The sequence below is a fragment of the Sphingopyxis sp. PAMC25046 genome (assembly GCF_004795895.1).
Taxonomy (GTDB): domain Bacteria; phylum Pseudomonadota; class Alphaproteobacteria; order Sphingomonadales; family Sphingomonadaceae; genus Sphingopyxis.
On the sequence record NZ_CP039250.1, the window covers coordinates 532,796 to 546,770 of the forward strand.

General features: G+C 66.0%; 17 protein-coding genes. 8 read left to right on the plus strand and 9 right to left on the minus strand.

The annotated features are described in order from the left end of the window. Positions 1 to 27 precede the first annotated feature (27 nt). Positions 28 to 543: a protein-export chaperone SecB gene (gene secB / locus E5675_RS02420; RefSeq protein WP_136173179.1), complete on the minus strand. Its 516-nt coding sequence runs from the start codon at positions 541 to 543 to the stop codon at positions 28 to 30. A gap of 252 nt (positions 544 to 795) precedes the next feature. Between secB and E5675_RS02425 the strand changes: the two genes are divergently transcribed. From E5675_RS02425 to E5675_RS02435, 3 genes are read left to right on the plus strand one after another with little or no spacing between them, the layout of a single operon-like run. Next, on the plus strand, positions 796 to 1,458 hold the full coding sequence (locus E5675_RS02425) for a Tim44/TimA family putative adaptor protein (RefSeq protein ID WP_136173180.1): 663 nt from the start codon (positions 796 to 798) through the stop codon (positions 1,456 to 1,458). 4 nt (positions 1,459 to 1,462) lie between these two features. Then, positions 1,463 to 2,800: a murein transglycosylase A gene (locus E5675_RS02430; RefSeq protein WP_247594751.1), complete on the plus strand. Its 1,338-nt coding sequence runs from the start codon at positions 1,463 to 1,465 to the stop codon at positions 2,798 to 2,800. Between the two features lie 7 nt (positions 2,801 to 2,807). After that, positions 2,808 to 3,386: a Smr/MutS family protein gene (locus tag E5675_RS02435; RefSeq protein ID WP_136173182.1), complete on the plus strand. Its 579-nt coding sequence runs from the start codon at positions 2,808 to 2,810 to the stop codon at positions 3,384 to 3,386. Here the strand turns inward: E5675_RS02435 and dapE are convergent. Continuing rightward, complete coding sequence (dapE, locus tag E5675_RS02440) at positions 3,383 to 4,516, minus strand: succinyl-diaminopimelate desuccinylase (protein WP_136173183.1); 1,134 nt, start codon at positions 4,514 to 4,516, stop codon at positions 3,383 to 3,385. The two genes, E5675_RS02435 and dapE, sit on opposite strands and share 4 nt — an antisense overlap. A gap of 97 nt (positions 4,517 to 4,613) precedes the next feature. Between dapE and E5675_RS02445 the strand changes: the two genes are divergently transcribed. The 4 genes from E5675_RS02445 (at position 4,614) to sdhA (ending at position 7,858) form a co-directional block, all read left to right on the plus strand. Beyond that, a complete protein-coding gene (locus E5675_RS02445) occupies positions 4,614 to 5,081 on the plus strand; it encodes a cupin domain-containing protein (protein ID WP_136173184.1) in 468 nt (155 codons plus the stop codon). Positions 5,082 to 5,204: 123 nt separating this feature from the next. Beyond that, positions 5,205 to 5,654: a succinate dehydrogenase, cytochrome b556 subunit gene (gene sdhC, locus E5675_RS02450; RefSeq protein WP_136173185.1), complete on the plus strand. Its 450-nt coding sequence runs from the start codon at positions 5,205 to 5,207 to the stop codon at positions 5,652 to 5,654. Beyond that, on the plus strand, positions 5,647 to 6,054 hold the full coding sequence (gene sdhD / locus E5675_RS02455) for a succinate dehydrogenase, hydrophobic membrane anchor protein (protein ID WP_136173186.1): 408 nt from the start codon (positions 5,647 to 5,649) through the stop codon (positions 6,052 to 6,054). Before sdhC ends, sdhD begins: the two co-directional genes overlap by 8 nt. Position 6,055: 1 nt before the next feature. Further along, entirely contained in the window at positions 6,056 to 7,858 is a 1,803-nt protein-coding gene (gene sdhA / locus E5675_RS02460) for a succinate dehydrogenase flavoprotein subunit (protein WP_136173187.1), read from the plus strand. 24 nt (positions 7,859 to 7,882) lie between these two features. Here sdhA and E5675_RS02465 read toward each other — a convergent pair whose 3' ends face one another. The 5 genes from E5675_RS02465 to leuC all read right to left on the minus strand — a co-directional run bounded on the left by E5675_RS02465 (position 7,883) and on the right by leuC (position 11,570). Next, positions 7,883 to 8,176, minus strand: coding sequence for a hypothetical protein (locus E5675_RS02465; protein WP_037553783.1), 294 nt, complete (start codon positions 8,174 to 8,176; stop codon positions 7,883 to 7,885). A gap of 71 nt (positions 8,177 to 8,247) precedes the next feature. After that, positions 8,248 to 8,529, minus strand: coding sequence for a DUF167 domain-containing protein (locus tag E5675_RS02470; RefSeq protein WP_247594752.1), 282 nt, complete (start codon positions 8,527 to 8,529; stop codon positions 8,248 to 8,250). Then, a complete protein-coding gene (locus E5675_RS02475) occupies positions 8,526 to 9,521 on the minus strand; it encodes an NADPH:quinone oxidoreductase family protein (protein ID WP_136176295.1) in 996 nt (331 codons plus the stop codon). The genes E5675_RS02470 and E5675_RS02475 overlap by 4 nt, the downstream gene beginning before the upstream one ends. 31 nt (positions 9,522 to 9,552) lie before the next feature. Then, positions 9,553 to 10,143, minus strand: a complete 591-nt coding sequence (leuD, locus tag E5675_RS02480) for a 3-isopropylmalate dehydratase small subunit (protein WP_136173188.1) — start codon at positions 10,141 to 10,143, stop codon at positions 9,553 to 9,555. Beyond that, entirely contained in the window at positions 10,140 to 11,570 is a 1,431-nt protein-coding gene (leuC, locus tag E5675_RS02485; protein WP_136173189.1) for a 3-isopropylmalate dehydratase large subunit, read from the minus strand. The genes leuD and leuC overlap by 4 nt, the downstream gene beginning before the upstream one ends. Positions 11,571 to 11,755: 185 nt before the next feature. On the opposite strand from leuC, the gene E5675_RS02490 reads away from it, so the two are divergent. Then, positions 11,756 to 12,274 (plus strand): sterol desaturase family protein, encoded by a 519-nt coding sequence (locus tag E5675_RS02490; RefSeq protein WP_136173190.1) that lies wholly within the window; start codon positions 11,756 to 11,758, stop codon positions 12,272 to 12,274. Here the strand turns inward: E5675_RS02490 and E5675_RS02495 are convergent. Continuing rightward, positions 12,271 to 12,951, minus strand: coding sequence for a glutathione S-transferase family protein (locus E5675_RS02495; RefSeq protein ID WP_136173191.1), 681 nt, complete (start codon positions 12,949 to 12,951; stop codon positions 12,271 to 12,273). The genes E5675_RS02490 and E5675_RS02495 overlap by 4 nt on opposite strands. Continuing rightward, complete coding sequence (locus E5675_RS02500) at positions 12,939 to 13,916, minus strand: NAD(P)-dependent oxidoreductase (RefSeq protein ID WP_136173192.1); 978 nt, start codon at positions 13,914 to 13,916, stop codon at positions 12,939 to 12,941. Before E5675_RS02500 ends, E5675_RS02495 begins: the two co-directional genes overlap by 13 nt. Between the last annotated feature and the right edge of the window lie 59 nt (positions 13,917 to 13,975).

Consider the following 13,975-nt stretch of genomic DNA (forward strand, 5'->3'; position numbering starts at 1 on the left):
CCTTCAGCCCGCCCCCCACCCGGGTGCTTATGCCTGGCCGACCGTGACTTCGCCGGCCGTCTCGGCCTGCGTCGCCTGGACCTGCTGCATGAACAGGCCGTGGAAATCGATCGGTTCGAGCAGCAGCGGCGGAAAACCGCCATCCTGCACTGCATCGGCGACGACCCGGCGCGCGAAGGGGAAGAGGATGCGCGGCGCTTCGGCGAGGAAAAAGGGCTGAAGCTGGTCGTCGGGGACGTTGCGGACGCCGAACAGGCCGGCATATTTGAGGTCGATCACGAAGCTCGTTCCCTGCTCGGTCTTCGACGTTACGTCGATTTTGAGCGTCACTTCGTACAGATTGTCGCCGACGCTGTCGGCGGCGATGTTGAACTGGACGTCGACCTGCGGCGCTTCCTGCCACTGATAGACCGCGGGAGCGTTCGGGTTCTCGAACGAGAGATCCTTCACATATTGCGAGATCAAGCCGATCGCCGGGCTCGTGTCTTCGCCGTTCGGCTGCAGCGCGGGATTGTTGAGGTCGGGGCTCGTCTCGTCGGCCATGATGAAAGGAACTTTCGCTGAAAAGATGGAAACAATATCCGCATCCGCACATCCGTATCGGACCCGCGGCGGACGGTTGCCGCGGCGCTTAGCAGCGCCCGGCTGCCAGCACAATGGCTCCCGGTGCGGGCGATGGTTAAGGGCGAATCGTTGACCTGCTGCGCCGGAGCGGTCATGGCTATTTGAAACCGGGTGGCGTATCGCCTATGTATAAGCCGATATGTCTCCGTTCTCCGCATTGGACTTTTGCCCGTGACCGCTTTTTCGATCGTCCTGCTCGCCATGATCGCCGCCTTTCTCGGAATGCGTCTCTATTCGGTGCTCGGCAAGCGCACGGGACATGAGCAAGAGCCCGTGCTGCCGCGCGAGCGCGCGACCGCCTCGCCGGTCCGCCTCGACGATGGCGACGGCGCGCCGGCTGCCGCGCCGGCGCCCGCTGACACGTCGGGGCTGGTCTACGAGCCCGGTGCCGAGGCCGGCCTGCGCCAGTTGCTCGCGACCGACCGGAATTTCGACGCCGGCCGCTTCATGGAAGGCGCCGAGGCGGCGTATCGCATGATCCTTGAGGCCTATTGGAAGGGCGATCGCGACACGCTGCGCGACCTCTGCGACGATGACAGCTACGACGCTTTCGTCGAAGCGATCGAAGCGCGCGAAGCGCGCGGCGAAACGCTGGAAAATCGCTTGATCGGCATCGATTCGGCCAAGATCACCGCGGTCGAGATGAGCCGCAGCGAAGCGCGCATCACCGTGCGCTATCATGCCGATATCAGCGCGGTCACGCGCGATGCCGAAGGCAAGCTGATCGCCGGGTCGATGAGCGACGCGGCGCAGGCCGATGACCTCTGGACCTTCCGCCGCCAGATCGGCAGCAACGACCCCAATTGGGTGCTCGACGAAGCCGAATCGGCCTGATTCCGTGATCCTGACGGCGGGCGCGCCGCGCGTGCGGGCTTTCGGATTCGCCCTGCTGGCGGCGCTGCCGCTGCTGTCGGGCTGTGCATCGGCCATTCCCGCCGGCGAGGGCAGCCGCCCGGCGACCGCCGTCTCCACCGCATCGCGCCCGGCGGGCTCCCCGCGTCCCTATGTGCCGCGCCCGTCCGAGCGCCCCGGCGCCGCTGCACAGCCGATCCCGGCCACCCCGCGCGCACCGCTTCCCGCCGCCGCTCCTCCGGCCGAGGCGACGACCGCCATTGCCAGCGGCGTGATCGTCGGCCCCGATTTCGCGACGCTCGGCGTGAGCGCCGAACAGGCGGCCGCGGCGCTCGCCGCCTTTCGCATCAGCTGCCCATCGGTACTGCGGCGGACCGACACGAGCGGGCTGACGCTGAGCGCCGACTGGACCGAAAGCTGCACCGCGGCGAAAAACTGGGCGGACAAGGACGCGCTCGCCTTCTTCACCCGCTACTTCGGCACGGTACAGATCGGGGCGGGCACCGCCTTCGTCACCGGCTATTACGAACCTGAAATCGCTGCCTCGCGTGACGGGCGGCCGGGTTACGACGTTCCCATCTATCGCCGACCAGCCGACCTCGTCGAAGTCGACCTCGGCCAGTTCGCCGACGACTTGAAGGGCCGCAAGATCCGCGGGCGCGTCGAGGACGGCAATTTTGTCCGCTACTACGACCGCACGGCGATTGAGAGCGGCGCGCTCGAAGGGCGCGGGCTCGAAATCGCCTGGGCCGCCGACGCGGCCGAATTTTTCTTCCTGCAGGTGCAGGGCTCGGGCCGCCTCCGCCTCCCCGACGGCGGCATCATGCGTATCGGCTATGACACGCAAAACGGCCGCGGCTATGTCGGCATCGGCAAGTTGCTGCGCGATCGCGGAGAACTCCAGCCGGGGCAGGCGTCGATGCAGGGCATCCTCGATTATCTGCGCGCCGATCCGGTGCGCGGCGCCGCGGTGATGAACGAGAATCCGAGCTGGGTCTTCTTCCGCGAACTCACCGGCCCCGGTCCGCTCGGCGCTTTGGGCGTTCCGGTAGCCGGCCGTGCGAGCGTCGCCGCCGATCCCAAATATGTGCCGCTTGGCGCGCCCGTATTCCTGTCGCTTGACCGAGCCGAACCCAATGGCCTCTGGGTCGCGCAGGACACCGGCGGCGCGATCAAGGGCGCCAACCGCTTCGACAGCTTCTGGGGCGCGGGCGAAGAGGCGCGCGCGATCGCCGGCGGCATGTCGGCACGCGGCTCGGCGCTGCTCCTGCTTCCGCGCGCGAGCGTCGCGCGACTGATCCCGCCCCCGTTTCCGGCGCAGTGAGACGGCGATGCCACGGCGCCTCGATCCCGACGAAAGCGCGCTGTGGAAGAAGGTCACAGCGACGGTGAAGCCGCTCGCCAAGACCAAGGCGCCGCTCGCGCCTGCGTCCCCGCCGACCGTCAAGCCACCCAAGCCGACCGCGCGCAGCACCGCCGTCCCCGCTGCCGCGCCGCGCCCTACGCCGGCAAAACTCCCGCCGCCGCGCCGCACGCACCAGGCCGCGACGCTCGATGGCCATTGGGACCGGCGTTTGCGCAAGGGTCTCGTCCGCCCCGATATGAGCATCGACCTTCACGGCCATACGCTCGCCTCGGCGCAGGCGCTGCTCGACGAGGCGATCGGCCGCGCGCTGCTGCGCGGCGCGCGCGTGCTGCTCGTCGTCGCGGGGCGGCTGCGTCCGGGTGCCGACCGCCTGCCGATGATGCACGGCGACCCGCGCCCGCGCGGCGCGATCCGCGCCTCGCTTCCCGACTGGCTTGCTTACTCGCTCCATGCGGACCAGATCGTCGCGCTCCGCCCCGCGCATATCAGCCATGGCGGGGCAGGGGCGGTCTATGTGTTCCTTCGGCGCGGCCGCGACGACTAGAGGAATACGCGCATCAAAATGCCGCGATAGATGGCAGTGAGCTTGTGCAAATCCTCGACTGCAACTGCCTCGTCGAGCTTGTGCATCGTCGCATTGGTCAGCCCGAATTCGACCACCGGGCACAGCGCATGCAGGAAGCGCGCGTCCGACGTGCCTCCGGTCGTCGACATTTCAGGTATCACGTCGGTCTCGGCATGGATCGCTTCGGCGACCAGGTCCGACAATTCGCCCGGCGGGGTCAGAAAGGCTTCGCCCGAAATCTTGCCCAAGATCTTGACCTGCGGTTCAACTTCATGCGCGATGCGCTCGATCATCGCGACGAGGTCGGCGCCCTTGTGCCCGTCGTTGAAGCGGATCGACAGCCGCGCGCGCGCCGACGCGGGAATGACGTTTGTCGCGCCATTGCCGACCTCGATGTCGGTGAATTCGATGTTCGACGGCTGGAACCAGTCATTGCCTTCGTCGAGCGCCACCGCATCGATCGCCGCCAATATCCTGACCAGCTTGGGGATCGGATTGTCGGCAAGGTGCGGATAGGCGACGTGCCCCTGCGTCCCCGGAACGTCGATCCAGATATTGACCGACCCCCGCCGCCCGATCTTCACCATATCGCCGAGCTTGTTCACCGAGGTCGGCTCGCCAACGACGATCATGTCGGGCTTCACCCCGCGGGCGTCCATATGCTCCATCAACGCGCGCGTGCCGAAGATCGCGGGGCCTTCTTCGTCGCCGGTGATGATCAGGCTGATCGTTCCGGCCTCGGCCGGGGTCGCCGCCGCCGCCGCGACGAAGGCCGCGATCGATCCCTTCATGTCGACCGCGCCGCGCCCATAGAGCAGATCGCCGCGGATCTCGGGCGCGAAGGCGTCGCCGGTCCAGCCGACCCCGGGCGGTACGACGTCAAGATGCCCGGCAAAGCCGAAATGCTTGGGCCCTTTTCCTGTCCGCACCGCGAGCAGATTCTCGACCGGCCCGTCGGGCTCGATGCCGTCGATGAAGCGCTCGACGGTGAAGCCAAGCGGCGTCAGCGCCGCTTCGAGCATGTCGAACACGGCGCCCATGGCGGGGGTGATGCTCGGCGCGGCGATCAATGCTTTGGCGAGTTCGACGGGATCGACATGATGGGTCATGCCCGCCCTTTACGCCTTCGCACGGCGCGAAGTCGAGGCTTTGCATCGCGTCGACTTTGTGCGAAACAAAGGAGGAATAAAATCCACGAGGACTGCCATGCCCAAGCTCGATCTCGAAACCATTCCGCAAACCAATACCACTGGCTACCCCGTGCCTTATGATGCGCCCGTGCAAGGCCGCTGGTACCGCCGCCTCGCACCGCCGACCGGCCTCAGCGATTTCGCCGCCAGTCACGTAGTGCTCAAACCCGGCGCCTGGTCGTCGCAGCGCCACTGGCACGACGGCGAGGACGAGATGCTCGTGATGATCGCGGGCGAGGCTGTGCTGGTCGAGGATGACGGCCGCTGGCCGATGCGGCCGGGCGATATCGCGGTGTGGCCGAAGGGCAGCACCAACGGCCACCACCTGATCAACGAATCGGACGCCGATTGCGTCTTCGTCGCGTTTGGCGGCGGCAAGGCGCATGACACCGGCGGCGGCTACTCGGACATCGACATGCTCTTCACCCCCGACGGCTATTTCCACAAGGACGGCACGCCCTACCCGACGTCGCGGATACCGTGACCGATCGAAGGTGACCGCCCCGGCCCAAGCTTTTATTCCCCTATGCTCCTAAGCAATTGCATATCGCGGCGGGAAGGCTTAACCGGCGGCGCATCGACCGTTTAGAGTCAAGACAGGGCTGATATGGCTGGCAACGAACCAAGCGCGCGTCCGCGCTCCCCGCATCTACAGGTGTATAAATGGACCCCTGCGATGGCGGTTTCCATCTTCCACCGCGTCAGTGGCGACGGTCTCGCGATCGTCGGCGGACTGATGTTCCTCTGGTGGCTCGGCGCGCTCGCTGCGGGGCCCGATGCCTATGCGGCGTTCGTCGCCTGTGTGTGGCACGACCCGAGTCCTGAGGTCGGCACCTTTCACCAGATAACCAACATCCTGGGCAAGGTCGTGCTGATCGGCCTGACCTGGGCCTTCTTCCAGCATCTCTTCTCGGGGTTGCGCCATTTCGTGCTCGACACCGGCGCGGGCTATGAACTCAAGACCAACAAGCTCTGGTCGATCCTCGTTTTCGTCGGCGCACTCACGGCCACCGCCGCGACCTGGCTCTATATCTTTGCGGAGACGCTCAATGGGTAACGGAACGCGTCTTGGCCGCGTGCGCGGGCTCGGCTCGTCGCATCATGGTTCGGCCCACTGGCTGCAACAGCGCCTGACCGCGCTCGGCAATTTGCTGCTCGTCGGCTTCCTCTTCGTGTCCTTCCTGCGCCTGCCGATGACCGATCATGCAGCGGTGTCGCGCTGGGCGTCGAACCCGACGGTCGCGCTGGCGCTGATCCTGATGACGGTCAGCGTCTTCTGGCACCTCAGGCTGGGGCTTCAGGTGATGATCGAGGACTATGTCCATGGCGAAGCGACGCGCCTGCTGTCGCTCGTCCTGCTCAATTTCTACGCGATCGGTGGCGCCGCTTACGGCATTTTCGCCATCGTCCGCATCGCGCTTGCGCCCGCCGCCGGGCTTGCTCCGGGGGGTATGTAAGATGACCGACGCCTACAAGATCATCGACCATGTCTACGACACCGTCGTCGTCGGTGCCGGCGGATCGGGCCTGCGCGCGACGATGGGAAGCGCTGAGGCCGGTCTCAAGACCGCCTGCATCACCAAGGTGTTCCCGACGCGCAGCCACACCGTCGCGGCGCAGGGCGGCATCGCCGCGTCGCTCGGCAACAATTCGCCCGACCACTGGCAATGGCACATGTACGATACCGTCAAGGGTTCCGACTGGCTCGGCGACCAGGACGCGATCGAATATATGGTGCGCGAGGCGCCGAACGCGGTCTACGAACTCGAGCACGCGGGCGTACCGTTCAGCCGCAACGCCGACGGCACCATCTACCAGCGCCCGTTCGGCGGCCATATGCAGAATATGGGCGAGGGTCCGCCGGTTCAGCGCACCTGCGCCGCGGCCGACCGCACCGGCCACGCGATGCTCCACGCGCTCTATCAGCAGTCGCTGAAATATGACGCGGACTTCTTCATCGAATATTTCGCGCTCGATTTGATCATGGAAAATGGTGAGTGCCGCGGCGTGATCGCGCTGTGCATGGAGGATGGCAGCATCCACCGTTTCCGCTCGCAGGCGGTCGTGCTCGCGACGGGCGGCTATGGCCGCTGCTATTTCACCGCAACCTCGGCGCATACCTGCACCGGCGACGGCGGCGGCATGGTGCTGCGCGCCGGCCTGCCGCTGCAGGACATGGAATTCGTCCAGTTCCACCCGACCGGCATCTATGGCGCGGGCGTGCTGATCACCGAGGGTGCGCGCGGCGAGGGCGGCTACCTCACCAACTCGGAAGGCGAACGCTTCATGGAGCGGTACGCCCCGTCGGCAAAGGATCTGGCGTCGCGCGACGTCGTTTCGCGCTCGATGGCGCTCGAAATCCGCGAAGGCCGCGGCGTCGGCCCGCACAACGACCATATCTATCTGCACCTCGACCATATCGATCCTGCGGTGCTCGCCGAGCGCCTGCCGGGGATCACCGAGAGCGGAAAGATTTTCGCGGGCGTGGATCTCACGCGCCAGCCGCTCCCCGTCGTGCCGACGGTCCATTACAATATGGGCGGTATCCCGTGTAACTATCATGGCGAAGTCGTCACGCTCGGCAAGGATGGCCCCGACACCGTCGTCCCCGGCCTGTTCGCGGTCGGCGAAGCGGCGTGCGTTTCGGTCCATGGGGCGAACCGTCTGGGCTCGAACAGCCTCATCGACCTCGTCGTCTTCGGCCGCGCGACGGGCCATCGCCTCAAGGAAATTCTGAAGCCCGGTGCCGCGCAGCAGCCACTGCCCAAGGACAGCGCCGACCTCGCGCTCGCGCGCCTCGACCATTTTCGCAACGCTAACGGGGGTTCGCCGACCGCCGAGATTCGCACCGAAATGCAGCGCGCGATGTCGCAGCACGCCGCGGTGTTCCGCACCGACGAGCTGATGGCCGAGGGCAAGGAAAAGCTCACGCAGACCTATAATCGGATGAACGACGTGCATGTCACCGACCGCAGCCTCATCTGGAACACCGATCTCGTCGAAACGCTCGAGCTCGACAATCTGATTGCCCAAGCGACGGTGACGATGCACTCGGCGTTCAATCGCAAGGAAAGCCGCGGCGCCCACGCGCATGAGGATTTCCCGAACCGCGACGATGCGACCTGGATGAAGCACACCGTCGCGTGGTTCGACGGCTGGGGCGGCAAGGGCGGCGGCGTCCGTCTCGACTACCGTCCGGTCCACGAATATACGCTGTCGGACGACGTCGACTATATCAAGCCGAAGGCGCGGGTCTATTGATCCGCGCCGGCGCGTCCGCCCGGGTTAATCCCCGAACAGGCTGCGCACCGGGTTGATGTCCGAAAAGGGCACGTCGACGTCCTGACCCATGATCCACAGTTTCTGGCATGCGATGGCGAAGAACATCAGCGCGATCGTCCAGACGATGAAGGTCTTGCGCGCGATCCAGCGGCGTTCGGCCTCTTCGGCGGCGGCGCGGGCCTTGTAATCGACGCCAAGCTCGCCTTCGAATTCGGCGACGAGCTGTGCACGGCGGGTACGCGAAATATTCGCGATACTCGCGTCACCCTCTTCGCGTGCCGATCGGCGTTTTGCCATGATCCACCTTGGCCCAGCTAGTCCTGGGTCCGACCATAACGCCCAGCCCCTGCCAATTGGTTAACCCGGCGCTATCGGCTCGTCGCAATTGCGATCAGCTTGATGCGCGCGGTTTCGCCGCGAAGCAGCGTCAAATCGCGCCGAGGGCAGCCGAGCGCGGCGGCGAGAATGCGCAGAACCGCTCCGTTCGCGGCGCCGTCAGCGGGTGGGGATGTGACGCGGATCTGCACGGCGTCGCTCTCAATCCGGATCTCGTCACGCCGCGCGCCGGGCGTTACCCGCACCTCGATCCGCCCCGGCGCGGCGAGCGCGCGAAGCGCCTCGGTCAGCGCCGGGTCGGGCCGGTATTTCAAACGGTGACGACCAGCTTGCCGACCGCGGTGCGGTCGCCAAGCTTGGCGATCGCCTTGCCGCCGTCTTCGAGACGGAAGCTTTCGGTGACGCGCGGGCTGATCTTGCCCTGCTCCCACAGCTGGAACAGCCGTGCGATATTGGCGCGGTTACGCGCGGGCTCACGCGCCACAAACGCGCCCCAGAAGACACCCGCGACGTCGCAGCTCTTGAGCAGGGTCAGGTTGAGCGGCAGGCGCGGAATGCCGGCGGGGAAGCCGACGACGAGATAGCGGCCCTCCCACGCGATCGAGCGCAGCGCGGGCTCGGCATAATCACCGCCGACCGCGTCATAAACGAGGTTCGCTCCGTTCGGACCGACGGCTTCCTTGAACTTGTTCGCGAGTTCCTTCGACTGGTCCTTGTCGAACGGCTGGCGGCCGTAGACGACCACCTCGTCGGCGCCGGCAGCCCGAGCAATCCCGGCCTTTTCTTCGCTCGACACACCTGCGACGACGCGCGCGCCGAACGCCTTGCCCAGCTCGACCGCGGCGATTCCGACCCCGCCCGATGCGCCGAGCACGAGCAGGGTATCGCCTTCCTTGATATGGCCGCGATCGACAAGCGCGTGAATGCTGGTGCCATAGGTCATCAGCAGCGACGCACCCTCGGCGAAGTCGTGACTTTCGGGAAGGTGATAGACATTGTGGACGCCGACCGCGACCGCTTCGGACATGCCGCCGTTGCCGCAGCCCGCGATCACGCGGTCGCCGACCTTGAATTCGGTCACACCCTCGCCGACTTCGGCGACGAGCCCCGCGACCTCGCCGCCGGGCGCGAAGGGACGTTCGGGTCGGAACTGATATTTATCCTCGATGATGAGCACGTCGGGGAAGTTGACCGCGCAAGCCTTCACGTCGATCACGATCTGGCCCTTGCCCGCGGTCGGGCGCGGCAGCTCGCCCAGCTGGAGCGTTTCGGGGCCGCCGGTTGCGGTCGACAAGAGAGCCTTCATCATCTTCTCCTCTTATGGTGTTTGTTGAGCCTTATGTTACGGGCCGCATCCACGGCCGGTCGGCGTCGAGTTTGGCCTCGTAGGCCCCGATCGCGGCGTCGCTTTTCTCAGTGAGCGAAATCTCGTCGAGCCCTTCGAGCAGGCACATCTTGCGGAACGGGTCGATCTCGAAATTGAAGCGGTCCTGATACTGCGTCGTCACGGTCTGATGCTCGAGGTCGACGAACACCGGATCGGTTATCGCGACCTCCATCAGCCGGTCGATCGCGGCCTGCGGCAGCACGACCGGCAAAATGCCGTTCTTGACCGCATTGCCCGAGAAGATGTCCGAATAGGAGGGCGCGATGACGACGCGAATGCCAAGGTCGCCGAGCGCCCACGCGGCATGTTCGCGGCTCGACCCGCAGCCGAAATTGTCACCCGCGATCAGGATCGGCGCGCCCTTATACTCTGCACTATCGAACAGATTGTCCGGGTCCTTGCGGATCGCCTCGAACGCGCCGCGTCCCATCCCCTCGCGCGTCGTGGTCTTGAGCCAATGCGCCGGGATGATCACGTCGGTGTCGACATTCTTGAGCCCGAACGGGATCGCGCGGCCTTCCACCTTGTCGAGCGGTGTCATGCCATCAGCTCCCTGACGTCGGTGAGCTTGCCCGTCACCGCCGCCGCTGCCGCCATCGCGGGACTGACGAGGTGGGTGCGCGCTCCCGGACCCTGGCGGCCAACGAAATTGCGGTTGCTCGTCGAGGCGCAGCGTTCGCCCGCGGGCACCTTGTCGGGGTTCATCGCAAGGCACGCCGAACAGCCCGGCTCGCGCCATTCGAGCCCCGCGTCGGTGAAGATGCGGTCGAGTCCCTCGGCCTCGGCCTGTGCCTTCACGAGGCCCGACCCCGGAACGACGATCGCCCATTTGACATTGCCGGCCTTGTGGCGGCCCTTGATCACCGCCGCGGCGGCGCGCAAATCCTCGATACGGCTGTTGGTACAACTGCCGATGAAGATATTCTCGATCGCGACGTCCTGCATCGGAGTGCCGGGCTCCAACCCCATATAGGCAAGGCTCTTGGCGGCCGCGGTCTGCTTCGACGGGTCGGCGAAGCTTTCGGGCGCGGGAACCACGCCGGTGATTGGCACGACATCCTCGGGGCTGGTGCCCCAGGTCACGCTCGGCGCGATGTCGGCGGCGTCGATGACGACACTCTTGGCATAGGTCGCCCCCGGATCGGTCGCGAGGCTCTTCCAATATGCGACTGCCGCCTCCCAGTCGGCACCCTTCGGCGCATAGGGGCGGCCCTTGAGGTACGCGAACGTCGTCTCGTCGGGCGCGATCAGCCCGGCGCGCGCGCCGCCCTCGATCGCCATGTTGCTGACGGTCAGGCGACCCTCGATGCTGAGCGCGCGGATCGCGCTGCCGGTATATTCGATGACATGGCCGGTGCCTCCCGCCGCGCCGATGACGCCGGTGATGTGGAGGATGATGTCCTTTGCCGACACGCCGGGGCCGACCTCGCCCTCGACACGTATTTCCATCGTTTTGGCGGGCTGCAGCAACAGCGTCTGCGTCGCCAGCACATGTTCGACCTCGCTCGTCCCGATGCCGAAGGCGAGTGCGCCGATACCACCGTGGCACGCCGTGTGACTGTCGCCGCAGACGATCGTCGTGCCAGGCAGCGAGAATCCCTGCTCGGGTCCGACGACATGGACGATGCCCTGCTCGGGCGCGACCGCGTCGATATAGCGGATGCCGAATTCTGGGGCGTTCTTTTCCAGCGCCGCCAATTGTGCGGCGCTTTCGGGGTCGGCGATCGGCAGCTTGTTGCCCGCCGCGTCGAGTCGCGGCGTCGTCGGCACGTTATGATCGGGCACCGCGAGCGTCAGGTCGGGGCGGCGCACCGTGCGGCCGTTCGCGCGAAGCCCGGCGAACGCCTGAGGGCTGGTGACTTCATGGACGAGGTGGCGGTCGATGAAGATCAGACAGGTACCGTCGGGGCGCTGTTCAACGACATGCGCGTCCCAGATTTTCTCATAAAGGGTGCGGGGCCGAGTCATGCGGTCCACTTACGCCAGTCGCATAACAATGCAAGCGAGTGGCGATCGAAAACGCAATTTTCGGTCGTCGAAAAGACGTCGCCCCCGCGAAGGCGGGGGCCGCTGTCGGCAATTGGCTGCAGCGGTTTAGAACGACAGCGGCCCCTGCCTTCGCAGGGGCGACGAGTTGGTCTATAATCCCCCGCATGTCGACGCCCGCTATCCTCGCGCTCATCCTTGCCACCGTCGTGGCGATGGAATTCGTCGCCTGGGCGAGCCACAAATATATCATGCACGGCTTCGGCTGGGCGTGGCACCGCGATCACCACGAACCGCACGGGCATATGCTCGAAAAGAACGATCTATTTGCTGTGTTCGGCGCCGCGATGAGCATCTCGATGTTTGCGCTCGGCAGTCCGATGATCCTCGGGGCGTCGGCGTGGGAACCGGGAACGTGGATCGGGCTCGGCATCCTCCTCTACGGCATCATCTATACGCTCGTGCACGACGGACTCGTCCACCAGCGCTATTTCCGCTGGGTGCCGCGCCGCGGCTATGCGAAGCGGCTCGTGCAGGCGCACAAGCTCCACCATGCGACGCTCGGCAAGGAAGGGGGGGTGAGTTTCGGCTTCGTCTTCGCGCGCGATCCGGCGAAGCTCAAGGCCGAACTCAAGGCCCAGCGTGAAGCGGGGATTGCCGTGGTGCGCGAGGCGCTCGCCGATTAAGCGGTGCGATAGTCGGCGGTGATCGCGCCGGCCGCCATCAACTCCGCTTCGTGGCTTTCCTCACGCCAGCTTTCGGCCAGCGCCTGCCGTTCCCAGTCCTGCATCGCCGGGTGCGCTAGCATATGGGCGACCCACGCCTGCCCGGCGCCGACGTCGAGGCCATAGGTGCGGATGCGGAAGGCGACAGGCGCAAAGAAGGCATCGGCAGCGGTGAAGCGATCGCCCGCGAGATACGGCCCGCCGAACCGTGATAGCCCTTCGGCGAACAGCTCGCGGATACGCGCGATGTCGAGCCGGAGCGCGCCCGACGGCGGCTTCGGGGTCACCCGCACCCCGACATTCATCGTGCAATCGTTCCGCAGCGCCGAAAAACCGCTGTGCATTTCGGCGACGGCGCACTGCGCCCAGGCCCGCGCGTCGGGATCGGCCGGCCATACGCCGTCGTGACGGTCGGCGAGATAGAGTGCGATCCCCAGCGAATCGTACACCGTGCGGCCTTCGTCGAGCAGCGCGGGCACCTGCCCGGTCGGCGAAAAGCTTCGGAATTCGTCATAGTTGACCGGATTGGTGAAGGGTTCGATCTGGTCCTCGAAGGGGATGGAAAGGCCCTTCATCAGCATCCACGGGCGGAGCGACCAGCTCGAATAATTGCGGTTGGCGGTGATCAGCACATACATGCGTCGCGCTCCTGTGCGATGATGGGAGAGGTGTAATCGGGGTCGTGTGCGAAGGGCAGCGGCGTCCGGTTGCGAAGCGCCGCGAGCACGCTGCCGAAGTCGGTCCGCGCGCGCCAGCCGAAGCGGCGTTCGGCGCCCGACGGGTCATAGACGCGGTCGATGCTCTCGGGGAGCATCCAGCCTTCGGCGGCGTAGAGTTCGGCGGCGTCGGGATGATGGCGCGCGATCACCGCACGCGCGTCGCGGGCAAGTTCCTCAGCCTCCTCGCGCGCGAAGGGGGGCGGGGCGGAGAGGATGAAGGTGTCGCAGCCGATCGCCGGTGCGGCCTCGAGCGCGGCGAGATGCGCGGCGGCGGCATCCTCGACCGTCAGGCGGCGATGAAGCAGCTCGTTGGCCTTGAGGTTCGGGCCGCTCGGTACCGCATGCGTATCGTCATCTTCGGGGAAGAAACGCCCGGTGCGCAATATCGCGACGTTGATCCCTTGCTCGCGGTGAACGAGTTTGCAGGCCTGCTCCGCCGCGAGCTTGGTGATGCCATAGATGTTGCGCGGTTCGATCGGACCGAAATCCTCATCCATCCACCACGCGCCCGCTTGGCCCGCGCCCGCGCGGACGTCGGCGCGCACCATCAGCGAGGTAGTCGACGTGAAGAGGAAGCGGTCGTTGCCCGCCGCGACGGCGGCCTCGATCAGGTTCAGCGTGCCGGTAACATTGACGTCGACGAACGCCTGCCGTGGATAGCGGACGATGTCGGGCTTGTGCAGCGCGCCGCCATGAATGATGGCCTCGATCCCATGCTCACCCATCGTGCGCTCGATGAGCGCGCGGTCGGCGACGGTGCCGATCACCTCGGTATACGTGCCGGGGACAATATCGAACCCGACGACCTTATGACCGTTTTCAGCGAGCAAAGGAGCCAGATAGCGCCCGAGCCAGCCCGACGATCCGGTCAGCAGCACGCGCATCGATGATTCTCCTCCCGGTCGTGGTCGCGCGCCTGATACACAGGCGATGGACGCCGGAG

What these genes read in the sequence shown, in the direction of transcription:
- secB (WP_136173179.1), bottom strand. Translation starts at nt 543, where the DNA reads ATGGCCGACGAGACGAGCCCCGACCTCAACAATCCCGCGCTGCAGCCG.
- E5675_RS02435 (WP_136173182.1), top strand. Translation starts at nt 2,808, where the DNA reads ATGCCACGGCGCCTCGATCCCGACGAAAGCGCGCTGTGGAAGAAGGTC.
- dapE (WP_136173183.1), bottom strand. Translation starts at nt 4,516, where the DNA reads ATGACCCATCATGTCGATCCCGTCGAACTCGCCAAAGCATTGATCGCC.
- E5675_RS02445 (WP_136173184.1), top strand. Translation starts at nt 4,614, where the DNA reads ATGCCCAAGCTCGATCTCGAAACCATTCCGCAAACCAATACCACTGGC.
- sdhC (WP_136173185.1), top strand. Translation starts at nt 5,205, where the DNA reads ATGGCTGGCAACGAACCAAGCGCGCGTCCGCGCTCCCCGCATCTACAG.
- sdhD (WP_136173186.1), top strand. Translation starts at nt 5,647, where the DNA reads ATGGGTAACGGAACGCGTCTTGGCCGCGTGCGCGGGCTCGGCTCGTCG.
- sdhA (WP_136173187.1), top strand. Translation starts at nt 6,056, where the DNA reads ATGACCGACGCCTACAAGATCATCGACCATGTCTACGACACCGTCGTC.
- E5675_RS02465 (WP_037553783.1), bottom strand. Translation starts at nt 8,176, where the DNA reads ATGGCAAAACGCCGATCGGCACGCGAAGAGGGTGACGCGAGTATCGCG.
- E5675_RS02475 (WP_136176295.1), bottom strand. Translation starts at nt 9,521, where the DNA reads ATGAAGGCTCTCTTGTCGACCGCAACCGGCGGCCCCGAAACGCTCCAG.
- leuD (WP_136173188.1), bottom strand. Translation starts at nt 10,143, where the DNA reads ATGACACCGCTCGACAAGGTGGAAGGCCGCGCGATCCCGTTCGGGCTC.
- leuC (WP_136173189.1), bottom strand. Translation starts at nt 11,570, where the DNA reads ATGACTCGGCCCCGCACCCTTTATGAGAAAATCTGGGACGCGCATGTC.
- E5675_RS02490 (WP_136173190.1), top strand. Translation starts at nt 11,756, where the DNA reads ATGTCGACGCCCGCTATCCTCGCGCTCATCCTTGCCACCGTCGTGGCG.
- E5675_RS02495 (WP_136173191.1), bottom strand. Translation starts at nt 12,951, where the DNA reads ATGTATGTGCTGATCACCGCCAACCGCAATTATTCGAGCTGGTCGCTC.
- E5675_RS02500 (WP_136173192.1), bottom strand. Translation starts at nt 13,916, where the DNA reads ATGCGCGTGCTGCTGACCGGATCGTCGGGCTGGCTCGGGCGCTATCTG.